The 22,941-nt window shown below is 39.0% G+C and carries 28 protein-coding genes; 8 read left to right on the top strand and 20 right to left on the bottom strand.

What is annotated here, in order from left to right:
* From BM266_RS13990 to BM266_RS14005, 4 genes are all read right to left on the bottom strand, one after another.
* The coding region (locus BM266_RS13990; protein WP_139220658.1) for a DUF4372 domain-containing protein at positions 1-213 on the bottom strand (213 nt) is incomplete at its 3' end.
* A gap of 229 nt (positions 214-442) precedes the next feature.
* Positions 443-1,273: a DUF1853 family protein gene (locus tag BM266_RS13995; protein ID WP_093410797.1), complete on the bottom strand. Its 831-nt coding sequence runs from the start codon at positions 1,271-1,273 to the stop codon at positions 443-445.
* Positions 1,270-2,346, bottom strand: a complete 1,077-nt coding sequence (locus BM266_RS14000) for an AI-2E family transporter (protein ID WP_245760454.1) — start codon at positions 2,344-2,346, stop codon at positions 1,270-1,272. The genes BM266_RS13995 and BM266_RS14000 overlap by 4 nt, the downstream gene beginning before the upstream one ends.
* Positions 2,347-2,519: 173 nt before the next feature.
* The gene (locus BM266_RS14005; protein ID WP_093410799.1) at positions 2,520-2,996 is read right to left on the bottom strand and encodes a protease complex subunit PrcB family protein; all 477 of its coding nucleotides are present in this window, start codon (positions 2,994-2,996) and stop codon (positions 2,520-2,522) included.
* A 9-nt stretch (positions 2,997-3,005) separates the two neighbouring features.
* Here BM266_RS14005 and BM266_RS16975 point away from each other — a divergent pair, with 9 nt between their 5' ends.
* Positions 3,006-3,179: a hypothetical protein gene (locus tag BM266_RS16975; protein WP_394333131.1), complete on the top strand. Its 174-nt coding sequence runs from the start codon at positions 3,006-3,008 to the stop codon at positions 3,177-3,179.
* Between the two features lie 39 nt (positions 3,180-3,218).
* Here the strand turns inward: BM266_RS16975 and BM266_RS14010 are convergent, their stop codons facing one another.
* The 8 genes from BM266_RS14010 to BM266_RS14045 all read right to left on the bottom strand — a co-directional run bounded on the left by BM266_RS14010 (position 3,219) and on the right by BM266_RS14045 (position 9,908).
* Complete coding sequence (locus tag BM266_RS14010) at positions 3,219-3,743, bottom strand: hypothetical protein (RefSeq protein ID WP_093410801.1); 525 nt, start codon at positions 3,741-3,743, stop codon at positions 3,219-3,221.
* On the bottom strand, positions 3,736-4,578 hold the full coding sequence (locus BM266_RS14015; RefSeq protein WP_139220659.1) for a hypothetical protein: 843 nt from the start codon (positions 4,576-4,578) through the stop codon (positions 3,736-3,738). Before BM266_RS14015 ends, BM266_RS14010 begins: the two co-directional genes overlap by 8 nt.
* Positions 4,579-4,656: 78 nt before the next feature.
* On the bottom strand, positions 4,657-5,628 hold the full coding sequence (locus BM266_RS14020) for a hypothetical protein (RefSeq protein ID WP_139220660.1): 972 nt from the start codon (positions 5,626-5,628) through the stop codon (positions 4,657-4,659).
* A 272-nt stretch (positions 5,629-5,900) separates the two neighbouring features.
* Entirely contained in the window at positions 5,901-6,149 is a 249-nt protein-coding gene (locus BM266_RS14025) for a hypothetical protein (RefSeq protein WP_093410891.1), read from the bottom strand.
* A gap of 106 nt (positions 6,150-6,255) precedes the next feature.
* Positions 6,256-7,080: a GIN domain-containing protein gene (locus tag BM266_RS14030; protein WP_093410807.1), complete on the bottom strand. Its 825-nt coding sequence runs from the start codon at positions 7,078-7,080 to the stop codon at positions 6,256-6,258.
* A gap of 227 nt (positions 7,081-7,307) precedes the next feature.
* Positions 7,308-9,044: a PspC domain-containing protein gene (locus tag BM266_RS14035; RefSeq protein ID WP_093410809.1), complete on the bottom strand. Its 1,737-nt coding sequence runs from the start codon at positions 9,042-9,044 to the stop codon at positions 7,308-7,310.
* On the bottom strand, positions 9,037-9,381 hold the full coding sequence (locus BM266_RS14040) for a PadR family transcriptional regulator (RefSeq protein WP_093410811.1): 345 nt from the start codon (positions 9,379-9,381) through the stop codon (positions 9,037-9,039). Before BM266_RS14040 ends, BM266_RS14035 begins: the two co-directional genes overlap by 8 nt.
* A 5-nt stretch (positions 9,382-9,386) precedes the next feature.
* On the bottom strand, positions 9,387-9,908 hold the full coding sequence (locus tag BM266_RS14045; RefSeq protein WP_093410813.1) for a DUF4870 domain-containing protein: 522 nt from the start codon (positions 9,906-9,908) through the stop codon (positions 9,387-9,389).
* A 141-nt stretch (positions 9,909-10,049) separates the two neighbouring features.
* Here BM266_RS14045 and BM266_RS14050 point away from each other — a divergent pair, with 141 nt between their 5' ends.
* The 4 genes from BM266_RS14050 (at position 10,050) to BM266_RS14065 (ending at position 12,717) form a co-directional block, all read left to right on the top strand.
* Positions 10,050-10,505: a DUF4442 domain-containing protein gene (locus tag BM266_RS14050; RefSeq protein WP_093410815.1), complete on the top strand. Its 456-nt coding sequence runs from the start codon at positions 10,050-10,052 to the stop codon at positions 10,503-10,505.
* 29 nt (positions 10,506-10,534) lie between these two features.
* Positions 10,535-11,335, top strand: coding sequence for a TIGR00266 family protein (locus BM266_RS14055; protein WP_093410817.1), 801 nt, complete (start codon positions 10,535-10,537; stop codon positions 11,333-11,335).
* Between the two features lie 131 nt (positions 11,336-11,466).
* A complete protein-coding gene (locus tag BM266_RS14060) occupies positions 11,467-11,664 on the top strand; it encodes a hypothetical protein (protein ID WP_093410819.1) in 198 nt (65 codons plus the stop codon).
* A gap of 375 nt (positions 11,665-12,039) precedes the next feature.
* On the top strand, positions 12,040-12,717 hold the full coding sequence (locus BM266_RS14065; protein WP_093410821.1) for a hypothetical protein: 678 nt from the start codon (positions 12,040-12,042) through the stop codon (positions 12,715-12,717).
* 86 nt (positions 12,718-12,803) lie between these two features.
* On the opposite strand, the gene BM266_RS14070 is transcribed toward BM266_RS14065, so the two are convergent.
* The 7 genes from BM266_RS14070 to BM266_RS14100 form a co-directional block, all read right to left on the bottom strand.
* Positions 12,804-13,763: a LysR family transcriptional regulator gene (locus BM266_RS14070; RefSeq protein ID WP_093410822.1), complete on the bottom strand. Its 960-nt coding sequence runs from the start codon at positions 13,761-13,763 to the stop codon at positions 12,804-12,806.
* A gap of 80 nt (positions 13,764-13,843) precedes the next feature.
* Entirely contained in the window at positions 13,844-15,175 is a 1,332-nt protein-coding gene (locus tag BM266_RS14075) for a DUF58 domain-containing protein (protein ID WP_394333130.1), read from the bottom strand.
* Positions 15,176-16,177 (bottom strand): AAA family ATPase, encoded by a 1,002-nt coding sequence (locus BM266_RS14080; RefSeq protein WP_093410824.1) that lies wholly within the window; start codon positions 16,175-16,177, stop codon positions 15,176-15,178.
* A complete protein-coding gene (locus tag BM266_RS14085) occupies positions 16,152-17,363 on the bottom strand; it encodes a DUF4350 domain-containing protein (RefSeq protein WP_093410826.1) in 1,212 nt (403 codons plus the stop codon). Before BM266_RS14085 ends, BM266_RS14080 begins: the two co-directional genes overlap by 26 nt.
* Positions 17,356-18,096: a DUF4129 domain-containing protein gene (locus tag BM266_RS14090; protein WP_093410828.1), complete on the bottom strand. Its 741-nt coding sequence runs from the start codon at positions 18,094-18,096 to the stop codon at positions 17,356-17,358. The genes BM266_RS14085 and BM266_RS14090 overlap by 8 nt, the downstream gene beginning before the upstream one ends.
* Positions 18,096-18,953, bottom strand: coding sequence for a YciC family protein (locus BM266_RS14095; protein WP_093410830.1), 858 nt, complete (start codon positions 18,951-18,953; stop codon positions 18,096-18,098). The genes BM266_RS14090 and BM266_RS14095 overlap by 1 nt, the downstream gene beginning before the upstream one ends.
* Complete coding sequence (locus BM266_RS14100; protein ID WP_093410832.1) at positions 18,928-19,914, bottom strand: stage II sporulation protein M; 987 nt, start codon at positions 19,912-19,914, stop codon at positions 18,928-18,930. Before BM266_RS14100 ends, BM266_RS14095 begins: the two co-directional genes overlap by 26 nt.
* 34 nt (positions 19,915-19,948) lie before the next feature.
* Here BM266_RS14100 and BM266_RS14105 point away from each other — a divergent pair, with 34 nt between their 5' ends.
* Complete coding sequence (locus BM266_RS14105; RefSeq protein WP_093410834.1) at positions 19,949-20,662, top strand: RDD family protein; 714 nt, start codon at positions 19,949-19,951, stop codon at positions 20,660-20,662.
* A 2-nt stretch (positions 20,663-20,664) separates the two neighbouring features.
* On the opposite strand, the gene BM266_RS14110 is transcribed toward BM266_RS14105, so the two are convergent.
* On the bottom strand, positions 20,665-21,420 hold the full coding sequence (locus BM266_RS14110; RefSeq protein WP_093410836.1) for a peptidylprolyl isomerase: 756 nt from the start codon (positions 21,418-21,420) through the stop codon (positions 20,665-20,667).
* On the opposite strand from BM266_RS14110, the gene BM266_RS14115 reads away from it, so the two are divergent.
* Positions 21,419-22,060 (top strand): NUDIX hydrolase, encoded by a 642-nt coding sequence (locus BM266_RS14115; protein ID WP_093410839.1) that lies wholly within the window; start codon positions 21,419-21,421, stop codon positions 22,058-22,060. The genes BM266_RS14110 and BM266_RS14115 overlap by 2 nt on opposite strands.
* 76 nt (positions 22,061-22,136) lie before the next feature.
* The gene (locus BM266_RS14120; protein WP_093410840.1) at positions 22,137-22,940 is read left to right on the top strand and encodes a lysophospholipid acyltransferase family protein; all 804 of its coding nucleotides are present in this window, start codon (positions 22,137-22,139) and stop codon (positions 22,938-22,940) included.
* Position 22,941: the final 1 nt, after the last annotated feature.

The raw sequence follows: 22,941 nt of genomic DNA on the forward strand, positions 1-22,941 counted from the left end.
ATATGATTTTCCACTATGAGCATCAAGCGCAACGATTAGGTCTCGGAGGCTTTCTCGATTAGTCAGCTGACCGAATAGCATACAGAGTAGTTGGTTCCAGCAAGTAAAATGTTTCACATACCTGTTTCCATCATGCTTTTTGACAAACCCATCAAAAACCCGTTGGGGTAAATATCCCGTCAATTGGGAGAAAACGTATTTTCCTTGATTCATGGCCGCCAAATTTTAGAGGCTAAACCTAATCAATTCAAATCGTCACGCGCCTATTAGGCTTGTAAAGTATAGATTATCAGTAATTTCAAAGAACAATTAAAAATTTTTAATGGACACTAATGGGGAAATTTCAGAAGTCAAAACTAATGGTTTTTAAGGAGAGTTAATACTTGTGAGTTTCTGTTTTATTGCTCTTCAGAGGCAGATTCTTCAGAATTAATTTCATTTCTTACCACCAGAGAACAAAAAAAGCTTCGAATACAGTTTCAGAACGTTTCATCCAGATAAGTGGAGATTTTTTCTTGTCAAAAGAGGATTGAATCTGTTCTTTAATTTCTGAAAATGATACCCAATCGATTCCGAATTCTGGAGCTACCGGCCAGTCTTGTTTTGGAGGTGCATAATATTTAAAATTATTGTAGTTAATAGAATCAAATTCTTTGAAGGATAAATAGTAACCGGCAATACACTCCTTATTGAGTTTGGGGAATTTGTGTTGCTGAAATCTGCTGGGAAGGAACAGCTTAGCCTTAAAATAAGTCTGCTGAATAAGATCTTCGGGAGTAAGTTCCAGGGTTTTTAAAAAATCCATTGTTTCCGGTTCATTAAGCAGGGGAAACTGTTTCTGCTTTAGTTTTTCCATCTTCTGTAAAAATGAATCTTTCCTGTTAGGACCAATCCAACGGGCTTCTTCCGAAGAAATAGAGGGATCGTAAACATAGAATTTATAAACCAATTCTAAATGAATATTCTGATTGGTATGAAGATCTTTCAGCAAAAAATCCAGTTCGCCCAGGGTTATCTTTTCCCGGCTTATCTGAATGTTATTGGCGAGCAGCTTATAGCGGTTATTGTTTTGTATGAGAAGTTCAAAGAAGCTTTCCATTCGTTTACCGAGAACGAAATTGGAAGCCAGAGACGGTATTTCTTTTTTAGGATCCGGTATTTCCTGGGGCATAGTCTCTCCGGGATCAAATTGTTTTAATCCCAATAATTCTCCGCGCCAAAGCGGTGGGGTATGCAGATATCCCAGAAGTTGCTTTTTAATCCTGTCTTTCATTGCGAATCCCCCTGTTTACTATCGGTACTCAGTAAATATCCAAATGGCTTCATTGCCGGTACGTTGTTAAAAACAACATTCAGGATACCCAATACGGGAATAGCCAGGATCATTCCCATCACTCCCCAAACCATATTGCCCAGGATAATAGCAAGAATTACGAAGAAAGGATGAATATCTACCTTATCGCCCACAATGTATGGCTCCAAGATATAACTTTCAATAAACTGTACGATAGTAAATGTTATAACGATTCCTATGAGTATTCCCGTTTCTCCCTGGGTGAGATATCCAAAGATTACTGCCAGCCCCATCCCGATTATATTTCCTATAAATGGAATTAAGGTTAGAAAGGCGGCCAAAATTGAAATAAGGATGAAGTTATCCACGCCTGAAACTCCCAAACCTATACTGTAAAAAACAGAAAGTAGCGAAATTAGAATGAGCTTCCCTCTTAAGTAATATTGGCCGATGTGCGCAGTTTCAGTGATGATTTCCTTCACTTCTTCCTTTTTCTCATCCGAAAATAGTTTTAGAATAAACTTTTTGAATCTGCTGCGATAATTCAGGAGAAAAAAGATATAGATAAAGGTTAGCAGGTAATTGCTTATAAAGCTCATTACCGAATTAAAGAAATTAAATGCTCTCTTACCTGAATCCATACTGGTGACCATACTTCCTATATCGTTTTCTTCCCGGTATTTATCAAAGTCTTCTTTACTTACAGGAGTATGTTCATAAATATAAGCAGTGAATTGTTCGACTTTGGGTTTCATGGTTTCGGTGATCTTATCCCAATCGTCTACAAAACTTTTTATCTGAAGGGAGATAAGCGCAAAAACTCCAAGGGAAACAATAAAAAGCAGAATGGTGCTTAAAAGGGAGGAGACACTCCTGTTCAAGGTGCCTTTTTCCAATAAATTTCCCAGTGGAATAAGCAATAAAGCGAGAATGATTGCTATGACCAAGGGCCCAAGAAAAGCTTTTGCCTCAACAAGACCATTAAAGAAAAAATAGCTGCCTATAATTATAGCAACAAGGGGAAAGAGGAGTTTTTCGTGAGATTTTATCATGGGTTAGTTAGCTAAGTTGCTAACAAATTAGAAAAACTTTTTGATATTTGGAGCCTTCCCGGAAAGTCTTATAAAAGGCTTAACAGAATATTCCGGACTAACCTCTCCCGGATATGCTTCTTTAAATATCCATGAAAAGCCTTGTAGGAAAGTTTGCCATAAAACCTGGTTTTCTATTTATATTCCTTTATAAAGCCTATATTTTTATTCGTCTTCTCTATGGTGATAATATGATAAGGCTGCATTACCATAGTGGTTGGGTTACCTTGCTGCGGTTTTGTAATGAGGGCTATAATTTCCCCATCTTTTTCCAGCAAAGTGCTTACCGCAATGCTGTGTCCGCCGTTAGGCCTGAATTTGTCTATAACCACCAACAGGATTTCTTCTGAAAAATTAAATTCGGTGCGGCTAAAGTATTTTGTCTGGTCATTAACCGAGTTCAATTGTGCCAGGAGTTCTTCCCAGCTCTCCCGGTCACGAATTACCAATTGCAGTTCGGCAAAACCCTCACCCGTGGTTAAATAATGCCGGGCTATACTTTCAAAATAAATTTCCTCAGCATTGAGATCGTCTTCACTGCAGGAGGAAAAAAATAACAAGGACAATACTATTAATAAGCCCCTGGAGATATTTTCTGTAATAGTTTTCATATTTATAAGATGATTAAAACAGCAGTTGGTTGCGTGAAAAATAGGCAGAAATTTATAAAAACGGCAGAAAGCAGCCAGGAACTCGCATTGATCGCCGTATGTAATAAGTTGCTTAAACAGGCCTTTGCAGTGGTAAAATCGGGTTTGCCCTATGATGAAAATTATGTCTCAAAATTAGGGTAAAATGCCTGGAAGTTAGCTTAGTTCTTTGTTAGGTGCCATTCATACATCTTCTTTTATCAATTCGAAGGCTTTACTAATTTGAAAAACTACCTTCATAGAGTCAATTATTGCCCAAAATATTAGGAAATTTCCAATAAGAATTAGGGTATTAATAACGAATACTTTTGTAATAAATTCGCTTTGAATAAACCAAGTTACGTTAGGAATATCAATTTCTTTGAGGAAAAATATTACAATGACAGCTAAAAATGTATAAAGAGAAAATAAAGAGTTTTCTTTCAATTCATCTACCAATTCTGATAATTTAGATTTGATATTTTGAATTTCTTCTGTGGTAAATATTTCTTCTTGATCTTTATTTTTAGTTAAACGATAAATTGATAAATAAACTGTATTAATGGAGCTTAAAAATATTCCTACAATCGCTATAGATAAACCTACTAGAATTGAAATTGAATTAAATATTAATTTTTCTAAAAGTATCCCAATAGAATTTTGATCCATCGCTAAGTTCAATACGGTTGAGGCTATAATTATTCCAAGCAATATTAGAATCCTATTCATTATCGTTTAATAAATTAATTAATTCGGAGAATCTATCTATTAAATTTCGCAAATTTTCTTTTATTGACTTAGGATTATCTGCATTAAATTCTGTTTCTTTTCTTCTTAAGTGGTTTGCGCTTTTAAACTGCTTTTTTCTTCCATCCTTAATAACACCTAAAGTCCAATTCCCACCACCAGAATCAGCATAATCCCTATACGATTCTAATTCTTCACCATCATATCTTAAATCAGCGCTATCATTCCGAAAATCTACTTTTACTTCGGACATATTATGTTTTTCCTTCAGTATTCTTAGCCATTCATTGGCTTTCTTTGTTCCACCGAAAAGATTTGGAGCATTTAGATCAAATGCAATTTGGTAGAGACCATTTGATTCTTCAATTATTTCCCAAAATGCAAACTTATCCACTAGAAAATCTAATTTGATATCATAACCGTATGTATTCGCATAATTGTTAGTCAGATTATGAAGCACATTTTTCACATTCTCAGGTGAAGCAACAGCAGAATTATGTTCAAATGCTATTATTTGTTTTTTTCGATCAAGAATAAAAAACAATTTTTCCCAATTTTGAATGTCTTCTTCGTTGAATAATTCTTGGTCCAGTTGAATAACGTGAGTATCAGTACTCTTTAAAAGATAGCCTAATATTATATTGTCATTATTATTTTCATTAATAATTCTAGCTGTATAAGAACGGTTGTAATAAACACTTTCTTCTTTCGATATAATTGGATAGACAAATAAATCTTGAGGCTCAAGACCATTTTCTAAGGGAAACAATGTAATCGATGATCTTACTGAAAAGTATCTTATTGCAAAAAATTTCATATTATTTGGTTAGTATAATTGATGCCAACGGTTTTGGTTATGGACAAGTATCGGGAATAGGAACGTGGATTTATTGGCTTAGCTCCAGTTCGTTGAAAGTTTTAAATATTGTCTTTTTAAGTCTGCCCGCCATTTGTGGTAACCGTTATTGGGAACTGTTATTTTGCTCAACATTTGCTTCATTTCCGATTTGAGTTTACTCTTTTCAATAAACTCATTTAATCCATTCTTTATTTGAATCTCAGGCCTATATAAGTCCGTGATTCTATAAATTTTAGAAATTTTTGTTTTTTGATAATCGTGTCCGAAGGTGTTCAAAAATTGGATTGAAATTAAATGAAAACACCTAAGTATATTTAAATTTTTATCATTTTTATCATTTTTATTATTTTCAATATTTGAAAAATAATTTACCACCTCTTTAAATTCAGTATGTTTCCGATTAATAACTGACTGAAATTCATCGAAGTCTAAAACTCTTCCATTAGGATTGAGAACATATTTACTGTAACCAACTAAATCATTTTTGAAAAAGTGGTTAGTATTTTTACTTCTATCATAATTTAATTCTTCCAAGAGGTCTGCATCTGTAAAAATATCTTTAAATGTTTTTACATATTTTAAAAATAAAATGTCCGAGTTATCTGCAATAGTAGTATCTACAGAAATTGTATCCTTCTCAGTTTTTAAAGTCCAATAAAGAAATTTCAAATATCTATATATAAAACTCTTTAGATAATATTGATCATTCTCGTGCCATTGTGGATCTTCTATTTTATGCCAATTTTTATCAACGTGTTGACTAAAGTTCCATAAACGATGATTTAGTTCCTCTATAGAATTTAATAGATGAGTCTTATTTTTAGCAATTTCTTCCTTAAGTTTTTTCTTTTGTTCAAATTGAAATTCCTTTTTTAGCCTATAGTTCAAGGACGTTCTCTCATAAATTACTCGAAATAACCATCCAAGAAAAAATATTACAATAGAAGTTAAACTAGATATAAATATTACTTGTAATTTGATATCTAAGCTATTGAACCATTCATTCATTTAATCTGATTTTTACTTAATAATAGTGCCCAACTTGTTATATCCTCTATTTTTTTCCTCATCAATCCCATCCCAAAAAGGCATAAACCTATTCTTCCAGGATTTTGGTTTATGAAATTGTTGTAATGATCTTAATTAGGTAGGGTACTGCTAATTTAATAAAAATTTCAGAAAATATTAAGAATTGTATAAAGATGTTTGAGGGGGCTTAATCAGGCCGGGGGAGTGGGTTATTGGCAAAAAAAAAAAGAGGAAAACAAGAGCCTGTACTTTCAGATTCCTGTTTTCCTCTTAACAGCTATAGAGCGCCGTCCATAGCTTGATTTATCGTCGATCTTTACCTTTTTCGTCACATCCCCATCGTCATCGGTTTTTATCTTGATCTTCTTGTCGTCGGTTTTCACCTTAATTTTATCATCCTTTACTTTAACCTTTGCATCATCCTCTTCCATGAGTTGTTCCATTTCAGATTTTTCTTCTTCCTGTTCCCGGCAGGAAACAAGGGTAAGGGTAAGGGCCATAAATAAAAGCCCGGTTTTAAACAGATGTTTTATAGTATAGGTGGATAAAAGTAGGTAAATAGCAGAGAGCAGGAGTAATTTCAACCTTCCTTAAAGAAATTGCCGCTTATTGCTCTTTTTTCTTAAGTTCCGCTTTTTCGGTAAATTCTACTAGCTCGATCTCGGGATCGCCATAAACCTCAATTTTTGCGCGGTCTTTGGCAGTGAGTTTCAGCTTTCCGGTCACCTGAACTTCATTTTTTGAACGGCCTTCGGCAGTTACCACTGCATTCTCTGATGTGAGTTTACTACCGTCAAATTTGGTAGAATGCTCGCTACGAAGTTCAAATTCTTTGGTTTCTCCTTCTAATTTAGCTGAAGCTTTTTCATAAAGATCTACCTTAAAGATTGGCGAATAGACCAGAGCCTTAAGGTCACTGGAGTTATTTAACTGAAAATAGGCATTACTTGCAGTTAAGTTCAGTTCAGTTTTACTTTTGTCGTTCATATAAAACTGAAAATCTCTTGCTGTTAAAGTTAGAAAGGCTTTTGCCTTTCCATTTATACGCACTTCGACATCCTGTAAATACAAATCTTCATCGGAATATAATTCTACATTATCGGTGATTAGGATTCGATCCAAAATATCGGGAAAGGTGAGAATTATCTCAAGAGACTTACTGCTTTTTACAGGTTTTCTGGTTTTAATAAATAGGGTGTTATCGACGATATCCGTCTGGATGAGGCTGTGGAGGTTATCATCGGCCTCAACTTCCATATGAGAGCGATTTCCTTTTTTAAGGCCCACCTCAAAATCTCCCTGGATTTCTACGGATGTGAAGTCTTTTAGATTAGTTCGTTCTGTAGTAACATTTCTGCTGCCTTTTACTTTTTGTGAACCACAGGAGTATATCGTACCCAGAACAAGAAATAATAGTAGTAATTTTTTCATTTTAATAAATTGAGGTTACTACAAATATAAGAAAAGCCTCCCGCTTGGGAGGCTAACTTAACATTTGTAAATTTTTGAGTCATCTTGAGGAGCCTTACATTCAGCTGAGATCTCAGTTTGATCGGGTGGGGGATCCGTCGCTACTTCCTGTTGAAAACCAAGTGCGGCCAACAGCATATTGATCAGTATATTTATCAATGTAGTCATTGTTCCTGTTTTTTTGATTATTACGAGATAGTTAGCGTGCCGTCACCAATTTTTATGGTCTGTTTAAACTTAAAGTTTCTGGCCTGGCCGCTATCCTGTTCCATACGGGCATTAAAATCGTCGGCCTCGTCCCATTCGTCGCTGCTTTCTATAGTGTCCTCAGTATCATCTTCCGGAAAAACATCATCGGTATCATCAAATTCAGTCGATGGACAATCAAGACAGATGCTACCATCTTCGGTTACTTCTACAAAATGACCTTCTTCACCGCGATTCAGAATATCCCCCCAGTGAAAGGAAGAGATATTATCATCGGCATAAAGCCTGCTTCCTTCCGGTAAATAAAGTGTGAGCCGAACTTGCTGGTCGCGATATTTATTTTCTGAAGGAGTGGTAAAGTAAGAGTCCAACAGCAATTCATTCCCGGAAAAGCTCGTACCGTAGTCAATATTACGGGCACGATCGCGGGCCTCTACATAATCTTTTCCTTCCGCAGAACGAACGATCTCTAACCTGGCTACAGAATCCCGGGAGGATTTTATACTAAGCCTCACATCAGAACTGTACAATACCTTTTGATCATTTTCGTCATATTTGATTTTGAAATCACTTCTTCTGTGAGAGTATGCCGAATAATCGGGGTTATTTCTCATTCTAAGGTATAATGTATCCTGGGGATAGATAGCCAGAGTTTCGGTGTTAACCTGCTCGCCGTCGAAAGCTCGGTGGGTAGCCTGTTGAACGCCAATAGTGATAAGCCCGATTACGGCAAGTAGCCAAAGACCAAGCAATACCAATTTTGCAGTGGTTCCTATGGATTTCAGTCTTTTTACCAGGATCTTCAGTCCGAGGATAAAGAGAAAGAAAAACGGGATCCCTACAGCAAAAAAGCTTAGCAGTGAAAGCACCCAAAGTGGGGCGCCGCTGGTAGCCATTTCAATATAATCGCTCCAGGGCGCATCAAATAATCCAAAAGTACCTACGGTAAATAATCCGATAAATAGGGCTATCAAAGTTGCCCCGGCAACCAGCAGAAGCAGTACTCCTACAAGTTTCACGAAAACATTAATAATAAACCTTAACACATCGCCAAGGGCAGTAGCAGCAGAACCGGCGCCTTCCCTTGCCTTGTTTCCGTATTTATCGTAGTCGATATCCTTTACCTTTCCGGTAACATTATCCAAACCCTCACGGATCTTTTTCTCAATGTTGCTTATCGTAACCTCCTCACCGCGCATCGCCAGTTTATCGGCTGTGGTCTTTGCTTCAGGAACAAAAATCCACAGCGCTAAATAGATAAGAACAAAAGCTCCGCTGGAGAAAATGGTAAGCAGTATCCACAGCAATCTTATCCAGATGGGCTCTATATTAAGGTAATGTCCAAGGCCCGACGAAACCCCTCCTACATAGGAGTGTTCGGTGTCGCGAAAAAGTTGCTTTCCTTTTGAGCCTGTACTGGTCTTGGTTGCGGGTTCGTCTTCAAAGATCTCTTCGTCCAGCATATAATCTTCGGGTTGCCCCATGATGGCGATAACTTCTTCTACCTCTTTTACGCTAATTACCTGCCGATCGTTTTGGATCTTTTCGTTGAAAAGCTCCGCGATTCGGGCTTCAATATCGGCAATGATCTCGTCACTGCCCTGAGTAGTAGTAAAAGAGCGTTTTATAGCATCCAGATAGTGCTGAAGCTTTGCATAGGCGTTTTCATCAATATGAAAGAAAATACCTGCCAGATTTATATTTACGGTCTTATTCATGATTCTTGTTTTTTTGTTTGGTTACAATACTTACTGCGGTTTGTAATTCGTCCCAGGTGGTTGTCAGTTCCTTTAGGAAAAGCCTCCCGGTTTCTGTGAGTCCGTAGTATTTACGCGGTGGTCCACTGCTGGATTCTTCCCACCGGTAGGTAAGGAGGCCCGCGTTCTTTAATCTGGTAAGCAGAGGATAAATGGTACCTTCTACTACCAGCAGTTTTGCGTCTTTAAGGGTTTCCAGGATTTCAGCTACATAGGCATCTTCGTCTTTTAGGACAGAGAGAATGCAGTATTCCAGAACCCCTTTGCGCATTTGCGCTTTGGTGTTTTCAATCTTCATAGCCTTTAGTTTTGAGTGTTGTTAAACTGTTCATTTTCTGATTGATGATTTGATGAATAATTATTATTTGCTCCTAAAAAATTAATGCTAAGCGGGTATTTATAAGTTTTTCCTTCGCTAGCCTTGATGGCGGCTTGCACTACTGCAAAGATCTCCAGTATAAAAAGTCCCAGAAGTAGGGTGAGTACGCCCCCAAGGATTAATCCGAAAGGAAAAAGCCGAGCCAGTTCTCCCAGATTGGGATCATCTTTAAAAGGAAAGTGAGTGCTCTCCAAACTCATTTGCATCCCGGTGAATACCATTCCTGCAATTCCTCCCATAACTAAAACTATAAAGTAAAGGAAGATACTTATCTGAAAGTTGAGAGCTTGTTTCCCGTGGTGGTCTATAAATTTATTTTCTCTCCTTATTAGCCATAATACAAGTGGAAAAATAAAATTCCCCAGTGGAATAAAATACTTGGTAAAGGCCGATAGATGCAACAGACTTGCCAGGGTTCGGTCTTCTTTTTTGATTGCTGAGTTCATAACCTATTAATTTATAATACAAATATATGGTTAAAGAAAGGTATTATGCAAGACATAGTACCTAAATTTAACTTTTAATTAAGAAAAGACAGCTGGGGGTGTAATGTTTATTTGAATATTTTAGGGAGAAAATAAAATGATATGTCTTTTACACCTGGCAAACTTAATGTCTATTTAATGACCAACCTCCCAAGCGCCTGGATAACGGGGGTTCGGGTAAAACAAATAGACGCCGATTCCTGCAAGGTAGGAGTGAAGCACAGTTGGATAAATCAGAACCCCTTCAAGTCTATGTACTTTGCGGTACAGGCTATGGCGGCTGAACTCAGCACTGGTGCCCTGGTTATGCAACAGATAAAAGCCAGTAATAAAATGGTCTCTATGTTAGTGGCCCAAAATAAAGCGGTCTTTACTAAGAAGGCCAAAGGAAAAATTATGTTCACTTCCGTAGACGGTCATCTGGTAAATCAGGCCATAGAAAACACTATCGCTACCGGGCAGGGGCAAACTTTCTGGATGAAATCTACCGGCCTGAACGAGACCGGAGAAGTTGTGTCAGAATTCGATTTTGAATGGACGGTAAAGCTTAAAAGTTAGATTCGGATAACAACCAAAAGTCATAAATAATGAATGCACACGAAATAGATTACCAGATATACGGGGAGGAGATGCAGTTCGTAGAACTGGAACTGGACCCAAAGGAGGCTGTTATCGCCGAAGCCGGGAATTTTATGATGATGGATCAGGAAATTCAAATGAATACCATTTTTGGAGATGGCTCAAAACAGAATGAAGGTTTCCTGGGGAAGGTGCTTGGCGCCGGAAAGCGCCTGCTTACCGGCGAAAGTTTGTTTATGACGATTTTCTCCAATGAAGGCATTGGAAAGAAGAAAGTGAGTTTTGCTTCTCCTTACCCCGGAAAGATTATTCCAATAGACCTTACCCGATATGAAGGCAAATTTATTTGCCAGAAAGACGCTTTCTTGTGTGCAGCCCGAGGAGTCTCTATTGGCATTGAATTCAGCCGTAAACTGGGTCGGGGCTTTTTTGGCGGGGAAGGATTTATTATGCAGAAAATTGAAGGTGACGGGATGGCTTTTGTACATGCCGGAGGTACTATGGCCAGAAAGGAATTACGCGCAGGGGAAAAACTGAAGGTGGATACCGGATGCATTATTGGTTTTACACAAACTATAAACTATGATATAGAATTTGTAGGAGGAATTAAAAATACCATTTTCGGCGGGGAAGGTTTATTCTTTGCGAGCCTTACAGGACCGGGAACGGTTTATATACAAAGTCTGCCGTTTTCACGCTTAGCCAACAGAGTTTTACAGGCTGCTCCACAGGGAGGAGGAAAAGATAAAGGCGAAGGCAGTATTCTAGGCGGTCTGGGAGATGTTATTGGAGGTGACCGACGCTTTTAACCTGTTAAAATGAATTTTGATACTTAAACAATTCAAAATTTTTCTTATATTGAGGTATTCTTAAAAACTACTGCATATAGCAAATTTCTACGCTTTAATTAACCTATCTAATAACTTAAACAGTTCAAATTATGGCGAGAGCGATGTTTGAATACACCAAAACTGTACTTGACAAAGTTAGTTTTGACCCGGTATTATTTTGCAAGGAAGTAAAAAAAGCCTTGCAGCGACTTTTACCTCATGAAATTGAGGAACTCAGAATCTGGATTGAAGCCTTGACCCGCAAACATCCGGAACTGAATCAATGTTTAATCTATTTAAATCCATAAAATAAAAGCGGCTTTCTAGCCGCTTTTATCATTTTAGATGAGCCTTTGAAATTAGGTTTCGGAAAATTACTGCGTTACATAATTTAAGTGATCAATTTCATTTTGTTGAAAAATTTATATTTATTTAGTTATTTCTTTATACTTATATTACTTCGAAGTCCAGGAAATCAATACTTCTATTGAATATTTAACATATTCTTTATTTTTTTGTACCTTGATCACTTTCTAACTGGATTTCATGCATAATTCTGGTACTCCCTACACTTTATCGCTGGTATTTCTGCTAAAACTGAGCTCTATTTCAGTTAGTCAACTTTGGGAATATTCCGAAAAGCCAATTGAATTCTGAAGTAGGAAAAATTAAACCAATCTTTTATGAAAATTATTTTTAAAATCTTTTCTGTATTTAGTTTAAGCTTGTTGCTTGCGAGTTGTTCATCAGATAATAATCCTACAATTTTAGCGGCTACGATACCTACGGTGAGTCTGGAGACCACCAGTGCAAATGTTGAAAAAACCTATACCACAATTGAGATTAGCGGGACAGTTGATGATGACGGGGGAGACCCTGTTACAGCCCGGGGAACAGTATGGAGCACCGATCCTAATCCAAGCCTAATTGATAATTTTACCACAGAATCTTCAGCAACCTTTACCAGTGAAATAATAGACTTGGAAGCAAACACAACCTACTATTTTAAAACTTACGCGACCAATGCAGAAGGGACCGCATACAGCAGTGAGGAATCGTTCACAACAAATTCTTTAGGCGGTACTACCTGGGATTTTCATGTAGTATATGACCAAAATACCTCCTGGCATGGAGATGTGGTTTTTAATGCTGATGGAACTGCAGTTTACGACGAGCCCTCATCTCCGGGAACTTACCTCACCAATGGTACCTGGGTTTTAAATGGCAATGATCTTATCTATGATTTTGATAGTTCAGACCCCGGCAATGTCACTTATACCGGTACTATTGAAGTAGACGAAATGAGTGGTGTTTTCGATTATCCCAATCACCAGGGAACCTGGTCTGCAATAGAATATTAGAAATTATTGATTTATAAATATAAATGGCTGTTTGAAAGTGTTCTTCAAACAGCCATTTTTATTATTTTGAAGATCTAATTAGAATATTAGAGCTGAACTTCCTTTTTGTTGTTGCTTAGCGGACTTATGATCTTTACATTCTGAAATGCAATTGCACCTTTTACCACACCTGCGATAGTGCTTCGAAGAGCTTCAATTATCTGCATTTTGAGTTCGCTGCGATTGTAAATGAGACTAACCTCTCTTGCCGGGACAGGATCATAAAACATCCTAAGGTTTTCTTTTTCAGAATCTTTGATATCCAGGGTATGTAGATAAGGCAGGAGTGTCATTCCCAATCCTTCATTAGACAGTTTGATAAGGGTTTCAAAACTCCCGCTCTCCAATTGAAAATGATCTTCATCATAATTCCGGGTGGCCTTACAAAGGTTTAGAATCCCGTCTTTAAAGCAATGCCCGTCCTCCAATAAAAGGATGTCGTCTATATCAAGATCTTCAACTTTGATCTTAGCCTCTTTATGCAATCTATGGGAAGGGGGGATGTAGCCCACAAAAGGCTCATAGTATAGCACATTCTCCTTTATCCCATTAAGTTCCAGAGGAGTCGCCGCAATGGCGGCATCAAGATGGCCTTCACGAAGCCGTTCTATAATTGCCTGGGTGCTTAGTTCTTCTATTTTTAGTTTTACCTTCGGGTATTTTTTTATAAAATTACTGATGAACATTGGCAATAAGGTGGGCATTATCGTTGGGATAACTCCCAGCCTAAAGATTCCTCCAATATAGCCTTTCTGCTGATCTACAATATCCTGGATCCTATCGCTTTCATTCACGATATTACGAGCCTGCTGTACGATCTTTTTTCCGGTTTCGGTAAGCTGAATGGGTTTTTTGGTTCTATCGAAGATCTGTATATCCAGTTCTTCTTCCAGTTTCTGGATTTGCATACTCAAGGTAGGCTGGGTAACAAACACCTTCTGTGCGGCTCTGGTAAAGTTCTTATGCTCGGCAACCGCCAGGACGTAATTTAATTGTGTTATTGTCATAGATATTCATTTTCAGTAGATGCAAATGTATAAGATTTTTCTATTAAGAAAAGAAAGAATTTTATTTTCTATCAAACTGTTTATAACAATCCTCGTGCTTTGATCTCGAGATATTTATTGATGGTATTGATGCTTAGCTCTTCGGGTTTGGTGAGCACCGCCTGAATCCCGTGTTTCTGAAGTTCCATTAAAATCAACTTTTTATTTTGTTCAAATTCTTCGGCTAGGGTTTGATGTGCTGCCATATTGATGTCTTCAGGCCGGGCTTCAATAAGTTCGTGTAAACTAGTATTTTCAAAAAGAATTACTACCAGAAGATGATTTTTTGCCAAGGCTTTTAAGGAAGCCAAGCGCTTTTTTAATCCTGATATATGTTCAAAATTGGTATACAACATAAGCAAGCTGCGCTGCGGAAGCTGCTTTTTCAGATGGGAGTATAAAAGACCGTAATCTGAATCGAAGTAATTTGTCTCAATATTATACAGGTGTTCCTGGATCAGGTCTAACTGGCTCATCCTGGAGTTGGCTTTGAGCAGAAATTCCATTTTGTTTGAAAAACTAATCAATCCTACTTTGTCTTTCTTTTTGAGAACGATATTGGAAAATGCCAAACTGGAATTTATCGCATAATCCAGCAGGCTCAGCCCTTCAAAAGGCATCTTCATAACCCGACCAGTATCTATTACCGAATAAACCGGTTGTGAACGTTCATCCTGAAACTGATTCACCATCAGGTTGCCCTGTTTGGCAGTGGCCTTCCAGTTTATGGTCCTGGCATCGTCGCCCCGCACGTATTCTTTTATCTGTTCAAATTCCATAGTATGGCCGATACGACGGATCTTCTTTAAGCCGGGACGCGAAATCCGCTGGTCGGTTGCCAGGAAATCCAACTGTCGCATCTGCATAAAAGAAGGATACACCTTGACCATCTGATTGCTATTGAAAGTATTCCGTTTCTTAACCAGCCCCAGGTTTCCGGAGGTGAAAATATTCAGCCGGCCAAAATGGTATTCTCCACGGGCAACGGGTCGCACAAAATAACTGACTTCTTTTTCCTGGCCGGGCTTCAGCATAAAGCGCATTAAAAAATCCCGCTTCTGAAACTGTACAGGCAGTTCATCAATTACCTCACAGCTAAGCTTGAAATTCCGGGAACTCCGGATTTTCAGTTTAACTTCATTTTCATCTGAATTCGAGAATTTTCCGGGTAGAATCCGTTCCGCAGAAATTCCTTTAACCCTAAAAAGAATGCTTATATCTACAATCAATAAAATAAACATAAGGACCACAATCATCCAGGTCACGGCATAAAGAAAGGGTATCCAGTAGGAAAACAGGAAGCCCACCGCGATCCCGAAGAGGAGCAGAAAAAAGCGCTGTGTGAGGTAAAGGGATTTGAAGAAGTTTATCACCTACCGTGGAATTTCAACCGAATGACTTATCATTTCAATCACATCTTTTGGTCGCAGACCTTCCATTTCACGGTCCGGACTCAGGATAAGGCGGTGTGCCATAACCGGCTGCAACATCTTCCTTATATCTTCGGGAATGACGAAATCTCTGCCGTTAATTGCAGCCATTGCTTTGGCCCCGTTCATAATAGCAATTGAGGCGCGGGGAGAAGCTCCGAGATAAAGGTGTGGATGGTTACGGGTTTTGCCAACTATTTTGGTAATATATTCAAGGAGTTTTTCTTCTATTTTTATCTCGTGGATCTGGGTTTTTATTTCTTCCAGACGTTCAGGTTCCAAAACGGCCTGTATGTCGGTTTCCGGGAGCTTGCCTTTTCTTTGCTGGTGACCTTTAAGGATGCTAAGTTCTTCATCTGCGGTTGGATAATCTACTTCTATCTTAAAGAGAAACCGGTCCAGCTGAGCTTCCGGCAGGGCATAGGTACCTTCCTGTTCTATGGGGTTTTGGGTTGCCAACACCATAAAAGGAGCTCTCATAGCATACATCTTCCCGTCTATAGTAATCTGGCGTTCTTCCATCACCTCAAAAAGCGCTGCCTGAGTTTTTGCAGGTGCGCGATTAATCTCGTCTATAAGTACGATATTGGAAAAGATTGGTCCGGGTTTGAATTCAAATTCCGAGTTCTTCATATTCAAGACCGATGTTCCCAAAACATCACTGGGCATAAGATCTGGTGTAAATTGTATTCTGCTGAAACCGGTATTGAGGGTTCTGGCAAACAGTTTGGCGGTTAAGGTCTTTGCAATACCCGGCACGCCTTCTATGAGCACATGACCGTTGGTAAGCAGAGCAACTATGAGCAATTCCACAAATTCATCCTGGCCAACGATGATCTTTGAAAGTTGGGATTTAAGACTTTCAACCGATTCTTTCAGGTCTTCCAGGGGAATGCGGCTGTCAAAATTTATTTCGTTGTTAGGTGTGGTTTCCTGTTTTTCCATTTTCGGGGTTTTTAAAGCTGGCAATGGCACGGGTGAGTTGCAGGAATTCTTCCTTGCTGATATTTTCCTGTGCCTTAAGCTGTCGTATTTTTTTGAATAACTCTTGTGTTTCTGTTTCGTTATTTCCGCTTTTGGCCATCAATTTCTCCTCAAAATCGGAGTTTAGTTCCTGGGTTGACAACCGGTATTGGCTGCGGATATGATCTAAAAATAACTCAATTTTTTTTAAAGTCATCTCCCGGTAGCGATTCTGCTCCAGGTACAAATTACTGATGTTTCGGGTATAATCGTAAGTTTTGTTCTCTAAAGTTTTTACAATAGGAATGGGCCTTTGGCGACGTTTTCCCTGAAAAATAAGATAAAGTACCGTTGCCAGAATCACAAAATAGTAGGCCCATTTTAAGGGTTTATTTCCCAGGAGATAGTACAGCGGCGAACTGTAAAAGCTTTTTCCCGATTTATAATAATTGTCCCACCATAAGGTTTTATCGGAATCCAGATAGGTCAGGGCAGCCTCTGCGTAGCGATAGTTTTGCTCTTGTAACAGGAAATAGTTGCTGAATGCCTCCGGCGTGGTATGCACGAATATTTCCCCTTTTCCGAAACTGGTTTGTACGAAATTAGGTTTTTCTTCTGAAGGCTTACCTGAAAAGACTGTGGTTCCCAGGATATTATGTTTATGTTCCAGGGAATCAATTTTGGTGAAGGTGAGGGCTTCAATATCAAAATTAAGCTTGAAGTTTTCCTGGCGATTTTTGAGTTTTAATTCCGGTCGACTTTTAAAATCGGTGTTTCTAAGGTCGGTACGAGCTTCAAGATTAAGTGTGTCCAGCAAATTCTTTCCGATATATCCAGCCGAAATAAAAACTGTATTTCCCCGGTTTACCCAGTCCAGAACCTTGTTGAGTTCATTATCATCAAAAACCACATAATCATTCAGAAAGAAATAAATGCCTTCGGGAAGTTCCTCTTTGGCCAGAAACTCGAAAGGAGGCTGGTTAATCTCTTTGATTTCACGGGTATTTTTCCAGCTTTCAAAAAAGGCAAACGTCCCCAGCGGGATTTTGTCTTTCCCGGAATAACTGACGTTCATATTCAAGGGTTCGGGTTCGTTGGCTTCCAGGAAGGTTAGCGCCAGCACAACGAGGAAAAATATCCCGAATCCTATTTTCCAGCTTCTAGGCATAGGTTCTGGTTTTTATCATTTCTTCGGCCTTTAAAAAAGCGCTTTCTGCCAGGTTGAAATTCTCCTGGCTAACCTGGAATTCCCCATACCAGCTATATTCGTAAATGCGGGTTATTCTTTTAAATTGGTGTTGAAGTTCTTCAGATTTTATCTCTGCTAAATAATCCTGATTGGTCTTATCAAAACTATAATCGATAATGCCATGCTTATCCATTTTCCGAAGCGTATCCAAATAATTATATCTTATAGCCATTCGGTAATTTCCTTCGGAAATTGCATTTTTAATCAATTTGTTAATATCTTCCGACTTAATGATCTTTTCTTCTTCAGAAAAAAATACCCGGGCTTCCTTCCCCGATGGAGCAGCAGCATAGGCCGGGTTAAGTTTAACAAAGAGCCAGGCCACCAGGAATAAAACCATTAAAAGCAACAGATAGGGGAGAATTGTTATAAAGAGTTCCAGGATGCTTCCCGGTTCATAACTTCCGAAGAGCCAGTCCATAAAATCATGGAATTTTTTATTGATCCAGCCCTTGAATTGGGTCCACCATCCAGTAGAAGTTTCCCGTTCCAGGTAGCCAAAATCCTTATCGTTTCGCCACTCTTCGAGAAGACTTTCATCAAATTCTACTTTCTGAAGTTTGGTTGGTGCCCGGCCAATGCTATCCTCCTGCGGAAATGCGTTTCCGAAGAAAAAAAGAAGAATGGCTATTACCGGGAGCAGTTTTTTCATCAGGAATTATTTCCGAGCTTATCGATGCGTTCGTAAGTGCCGGTGAAGTTTTTCTTTTCGTTAAGGTGAAAATAAAGAAAGGCAATCCCAATTGGGATTATGGAATAAAAGATATACTGTACCAGCGAAGATATTATACTAAAAAGGATATACACCCAGTCGAACACCTCACTCATATCTGCTGCTGATCCTTCATTCACGCTGGTAAAGGCCTTCACAAAAGTGTAAATTATTAGCGGCAACTGAAAGATTAGGCTTATCACATATATGATAATCCAGACAAAAACCAGGGTCAAAAAACTCATCCACCAGTTATCTTTCACCAGCTTAAAACCTTCGGTAATGCTTTCGAAAATGCTTTGCTGTTTAAAGATGAGGGCTGCCATAGCGATACTAAGAGGAACACTTACATAAATCCCGGGAATTAAAAAGAGCATCATTCCGGCGAAGATAAAAATCCAGGAAATGATGTTAAGGCCGAACATTTTTCCCAGGTCATCCTTCGCCCAGGCTGCAACTTCAGCATCCTTGATTTCTCCTTCGTTTTCAATATAGGACTTTATCAGATTAAATACCGTGGCATACACCACCGAAAAATATAAGAGTAGGGTTAGGGCCAGAATTCCAAAGGAAATAACGAATCCACCCGACATAAACATTTCTGAATTCAGGGGGTCGCCGAGTGTGCTATAGGAATAATAACTTAAGGCTGCGATTAGGAGTAAAAACGCCGGGCCGGCTACTTTTATCAGCAACCTGAAGTAGGTCTTATAATTTTCTCTGAGAAATTTAAAGCTAACGCTTATAATTTCTCCCATTTCACGTTGCTGTTTAAACTGAATTAGGTCGCGGTTCATCGTTGGTTTTTATTTTATTATAAAGATAGATTGGGTAAAATACATAGTAAAAAAGGATAAAGGCCAGGGAACCTGAAATAATTAGGATCGCCAGCCAGTCAGGCATTTGGGTGATTCGGGTAACAAAACCTTCCAGGAATCCCGCAATAATAAAGAAAGGCAAAGTGCTCACTACTATTTTGAGTCCGCTTTTTATTCCACGTTTAAAGGAAGCCAGCCGAGTATAGGTGCCGGGGAATAGCATACTTTTACCAACCACCAGTCCTGCACATCCGGCAATAATAATCACCGAAATCTCTATGGTACCGTGTATCCAGATCGTCCTGGCCGATTCCCACAAAAGGCCCTGGTCATAAAAAAAGTACTGAAAGGAACCCAGCATAATGGCATTTTGCATCATCACAAAGACGGTTCCTATGCCGGCGAAAATGCCCAGGACAAATACGGTAAATGCCACTCTGATATTATTTATGGTGATGCCCAGGAACATATCGGTTTGGGCCATTTTTTTATAAACAGCCATGGGATCGTTTTCGGCGATGTTTTGTAGTGTCATATTCACATATTCATCGCCCATAATAAACCTTACAAAGGCCGCATCTCCCGATGCTGAAAATGCGCCAACAACCGCAAACAATATGAAAATTAAAAAGCTAAGCAGGAGTTGTTTCTGGTATTTATAAAATTCCAACGGAAACTCCCGTGTATAAAAATTGATTATTCGGCTTCCCGGTTCCTTGCGACTATGGTAGATCTCGCGATGTGCGGTGGCTGCCAGAGCGTTGAGATAAGAAGTGGTGTTGCTTTTGGGGTAAAAGGTTTGGGAATAGCTCAAATCATCGCTAACCTCTATATATAAAGCCGAAAGCTGATCGGGAGTAAGCGAAGTTTTATTCTCAAGGAGGCTTTCAAACTTTAACCATTTATCCTTATTTTGCCTAACAAAGGCTGCCTCGCGCATAGTTTTGGTATTAAGACTCAAAGAAACAGATTAAATGGATAATTTTCAAATTGAAACCGCTCAAAATATAAGTATTCGTCAAAACGTGGCGGGCATTGGAGATCGTATCCTGGCTTTTATTGTAGATAGCTTTTTATTAGGGGTTTACCTTATTCTTAGTTCATTCATTATTGCAGGTACTGGCCTGGATTCTGCAGGCGAATTCGTTTATTATCTTATTCTGGGTGTCCCTGTCCTACTTTATTACCTGCTTTGGGAAAGCCTTTGGAATGGCCAAACCCCCGGTAAGAAAATCCTGCAGTTACGGGTGGTAAAGATGGATGGTTCCCGCCCCGAATTTTCCAACTTTGTGATTCGTTGGTTGCTTCGGCTAATAGATATAAGCATAAGCAGTGGCGCGATTGCGGTTGTGAGTATTCTGCTAAACGGAAAAGGCCAGCGTCTTGGTGATATTGCAGCAGGTACCACTGTGATTAGCGAAAAGAAACAAATTGGACTTGAAAATAGCCTGGGAGTAGATATTCCAGAAGATTACCAGCCCCTTTATCCACAGGTGAGTATGCTGAAAGATCCCGATATTCAGGAGGTGAAAAATCTTTACAGAAATGCCAGAATAAACGGGAATCATCAAATTATCCTTATGCTCTCTAAAAAGTTATCTAATCTGCTGGATATTGATCCGCAGCAACAACCCAGTGATTTTGTGCAACAGGTGATTTCAGATTATAATTATTATACAGGCCGCTAGGTTTATTCTATAATTTCAATATCCATTTCGATGTTGTCAATTGGCCATTCAGATTGGCCTGTTTCCACCTTGGATATTTCATCAGCAACATCCATACCTTTAGTAACGCGACCAAAAACAGTATGGTCATTGTCCAGGTGGTGTGCGCCATCGGATTTGGTGACAATGAAAAACTCAAAAGGAGAAGAAGCCTTGCTTACATTCTGCTCGCTGTATTTTGCTGCCGAGAAAGCACCCCGAACGTGCCGGTATCCTGCTTCAAATTCACTTGGAATTAGATAGGAACCTATTTTACTCCTGTGCCGGGAGGTCGCCCTGTTATCTGAGTTTCCGCCCTGGATGACAAAATTGGGAGAAACCCGGTAAAAATAAGTATGGTTGAAATACTTATCTTTTGTTAGCATTATAAAATTAGCGCGGTGTAATGGGGTATCCCTGTAAAGACTAACTTCAATATCCCCAAAACTGGTGATAATCCTGATGCGGGTTTCCGGGTTTTGTTCTCCATACTTCGTTAGGGTTGGAATCAATTCCTCCTGTTCGATGGGGAAATCTATACTTGTTACTCCTTCTTCTTCAGGAGATTCGGTTTGGGGTTTTTCCTCTTCAGAAAGCCTGACAGAATCAACTTTCGGTTGTTTGTTTTTCAGGGTATCTACGGCGGTTTCAGTATTATTTTTCGAAGAAGATTGCTTATCTTCACAACTGCTGAAGATCAAAATAAACGCAAAGGATAAAACAGAAAGAATTCGTATCATGGATTTTCAAGAGTTTAAAGACAGGATCCCAAAATTAAAAAAATTACCGCTTCCTGGCGAGGAAGCGCACTATAAATTGATACCTGCCACCCGACTTGATGAATTATCCTTGCTGGATATCGAAAAAAGAAATCCTTTAAAAGCCGGGGTAATGGCCGTCTTTTACCCCGGAGAAGACGGGCATACCAGACTGGTGCTCATTTTACGCAGAACCTACCAGGGGGTGCATTCAAACCAGATAGGTTTTCCGGGGGGGAGGGTAGAAACCTCAGATCGTGATCTTGTACATACGGCTCTTAGAGAAACCGAGGAAGAGGTAGGTATACCACAATCTGAAATAAAAGTGGTTAAGGAACTTACCAAACTGTATATTCCTCCCAGTAATTTTTGGGTGCATCCTTTTATGGGAATGCTGGAATATACCCCAAAAATGGTACCGCAGGAAAGTGAAGTAGAAAGGATACTGGAAGTTAATCTTGAGCATTTTTTGGATAATAAATGCCTTGTAAATCAAACCTTGAGTACCAGTTACGCCAAAAATATTGAGGTGCCGGCATTTAGGCTGAATGACCAGATAGTATGGGGCGCAACTGCTATGATGTTGAGTGAAATAAAGGTATTGTTGGAAAAGGTTCTCTAAAATCTTAATTATATTATATTTGCCCGGTTTTCCGGAGTACTGTTAAGCGTAAACAGAAAGTTTTAAAAATAGCATCATGGGCTTGTTTAAAAGAAACCCCTTTGGGCATATTTTGTTTTTAAAAAAGTGGCTTATCCGAATCTTCGGAGTGCTAACTCATCAACGATACCAGGGGTTTAATCAATTAAAGATCGAGGGCTCAGAGATCATCAAGGACCTTCCCGATACCAATGTGCTGTTCGTTTCCAATCACCAGACATACTTCGCCGATGTAACCGCCATGTTTCACGTTTTTAATGCCAGTCTTAGCGGCCGTGTAGATACCATTAAAAACATTGGATATATCTGGCAGCCAAAACTCAATATCTACTACGTTGCCGCCAAAGAAACTATGCGTTCGGGACTTTTGACAAGGATTATGGCTTATGCGGGTTCTGTGAGTGTAGAACGCACCTGGCGGGAAAAGGGAAAGGAAGTGGAGCGGGAAGTAAATCCGCACGACACTGAGAATATTGGGAAAGCTTTAAAAGATGGCTGGGTGATCACTTTTCCGCAGGGAACCACTAAACCTTTTAAACCTATCAGGAAAGGGACGGCCCATATTATTAAGGATTATAAACCTATCGTTATACCTATTGTGATAGATGGTTTCAGAAGATCTTTCGATAAAAAAGGATTTCATATCAAAAAACGAGGAATTCTCCAGTCTTTCGTGATCAAACCCCCTCTGGAGATCGATTACGAGAATGAGACCATAGAAGAGATCGTAACCAAGATCGAATATGCCATAGAGCAGCATCCATCCTTTTCGAAGGTTATTCCAGGAGAAGACATCGATGAGATGGAAAAAATGAATGAGAAGCGACGCTGGGAATATTAAT

It is taken from the genome of Salegentibacter flavus (assembly GCF_900115145.1).
GTDB lineage: Bacteria > Bacteroidota > Bacteroidia > Flavobacteriales > Flavobacteriaceae > Salegentibacter > Salegentibacter flavus.

Bases quoted from the DNA above. Each gene is read 5' to 3' on its own strand.
- BM266_RS14105 (WP_093410834.1), top strand. From the start codon at position 19,949: ATGGATAATTTTCAAATTGAAACCGCTCAAAATATAAGTATTCGTCAA.
- BM266_RS14095 (WP_093410830.1), bottom strand. From the start codon at position 18,953: ATGAACCGCGACCTAATTCAGTTTAAACAGCAACGTGAAATGGGAGAA.
- BM266_RS14055 (WP_093410817.1), top strand. From the start codon at position 10,535: ATGAATGCACACGAAATAGATTACCAGATATACGGGGAGGAGATGCAG.
- BM266_RS14090 (WP_093410828.1), bottom strand. From the start codon at position 18,096: ATGAAAAAACTGCTCCCGGTAATAGCCATTCTTCTTTTTTTCTTCGGA.
- BM266_RS14020 (WP_139220660.1), bottom strand. From the start codon at position 5,628: ATGAATGAATGGTTCAATAGCTTAGATATCAAATTACAAGTAATATTT.
- BM266_RS14115 (WP_093410839.1), top strand. From the start codon at position 21,419: ATGGATTTTCAAGAGTTTAAAGACAGGATCCCAAAATTAAAAAAATTA.
- BM266_RS14005 (WP_093410799.1), bottom strand. From the start codon at position 2,996: ATGAAAACTATTACAGAAAATATCTCCAGGGGCTTATTAATAGTATTG.
- BM266_RS14010 (WP_093410801.1), bottom strand. From the start codon at position 3,743: ATGAATAGGATTCTAATATTGCTTGGAATAATTATAGCCTCAACCGTA.
- BM266_RS14030 (WP_093410807.1), bottom strand. From the start codon at position 7,080: ATGAAAAAATTACTACTATTATTTCTTGTTCTGGGTACGATATACTCC.
- BM266_RS14120 (WP_093410840.1), top strand. From the start codon at position 22,137: ATGGGCTTGTTTAAAAGAAACCCCTTTGGGCATATTTTGTTTTTAAAA.
- BM266_RS14040 (WP_093410811.1), bottom strand. From the start codon at position 9,381: ATGAAGATTGAAAACACCAAAGCGCAAATGCGCAAAGGGGTTCTGGAA.
- BM266_RS14000 (WP_245760454.1), bottom strand. From the start codon at position 2,346: ATGATAAAATCTCACGAAAAACTCCTCTTTCCCCTTGTTGCTATAATT.
- BM266_RS14070 (WP_093410822.1), bottom strand. From the start codon at position 13,763: ATGACAATAACACAATTAAATTACGTCCTGGCGGTTGCCGAGCATAAG.
- BM266_RS14065 (WP_093410821.1), top strand. From the start codon at position 12,040: ATGAAAATTATTTTTAAAATCTTTTCTGTATTTAGTTTAAGCTTGTTG.
- BM266_RS14045 (WP_093410813.1), bottom strand. From the start codon at position 9,908: ATGAACTCAGCAATCAAAAAAGAAGACCGAACCCTGGCAAGTCTGTTG.
- BM266_RS14085 (WP_093410826.1), bottom strand. From the start codon at position 17,363: ATGCCTAGAAGCTGGAAAATAGGATTCGGGATATTTTTCCTCGTTGTG.
- BM266_RS14025 (WP_093410891.1), bottom strand. From the start codon at position 6,149: ATGGCCCTTACCCTTACCCTTGTTTCCTGCCGGGAACAGGAAGAAGAA.
- BM266_RS13995 (WP_093410797.1), bottom strand. From the start codon at position 1,273: ATGAAAGACAGGATTAAAAAGCAACTTCTGGGATATCTGCATACCCCA.
- BM266_RS14035 (WP_093410809.1), bottom strand. From the start codon at position 9,044: ATGAATAAGACCGTAAATATAAATCTGGCAGGTATTTTCTTTCATATT.
- BM266_RS14060 (WP_093410819.1), top strand. From the start codon at position 11,467: ATGGCGAGAGCGATGTTTGAATACACCAAAACTGTACTTGACAAAGTT.
- BM266_RS16975 (WP_394333131.1), top strand. From the start codon at position 3,006: ATGATTAAAACAGCAGTTGGTTGCGTGAAAAATAGGCAGAAATTTATA.
- BM266_RS14050 (WP_093410815.1), top strand. From the start codon at position 10,050: ATGTCTTTTACACCTGGCAAACTTAATGTCTATTTAATGACCAACCTC.
- BM266_RS14100 (WP_093410832.1), bottom strand. From the start codon at position 19,914: ATGCGCGAGGCAGCCTTTGTTAGGCAAAATAAGGATAAATGGTTAAAG.
- BM266_RS14015 (WP_139220659.1), bottom strand. From the start codon at position 4,578: ATGAAATTTTTTGCAATAAGATACTTTTCAGTAAGATCATCGATTACA.
- BM266_RS14080 (WP_093410824.1), bottom strand. From the start codon at position 16,177: ATGGAAAAACAGGAAACCACACCTAACAACGAAATAAATTTTGACAGC.
- BM266_RS14110 (WP_093410836.1), bottom strand. From the start codon at position 21,420: ATGATACGAATTCTTTCTGTTTTATCCTTTGCGTTTATTTTGATCTTC.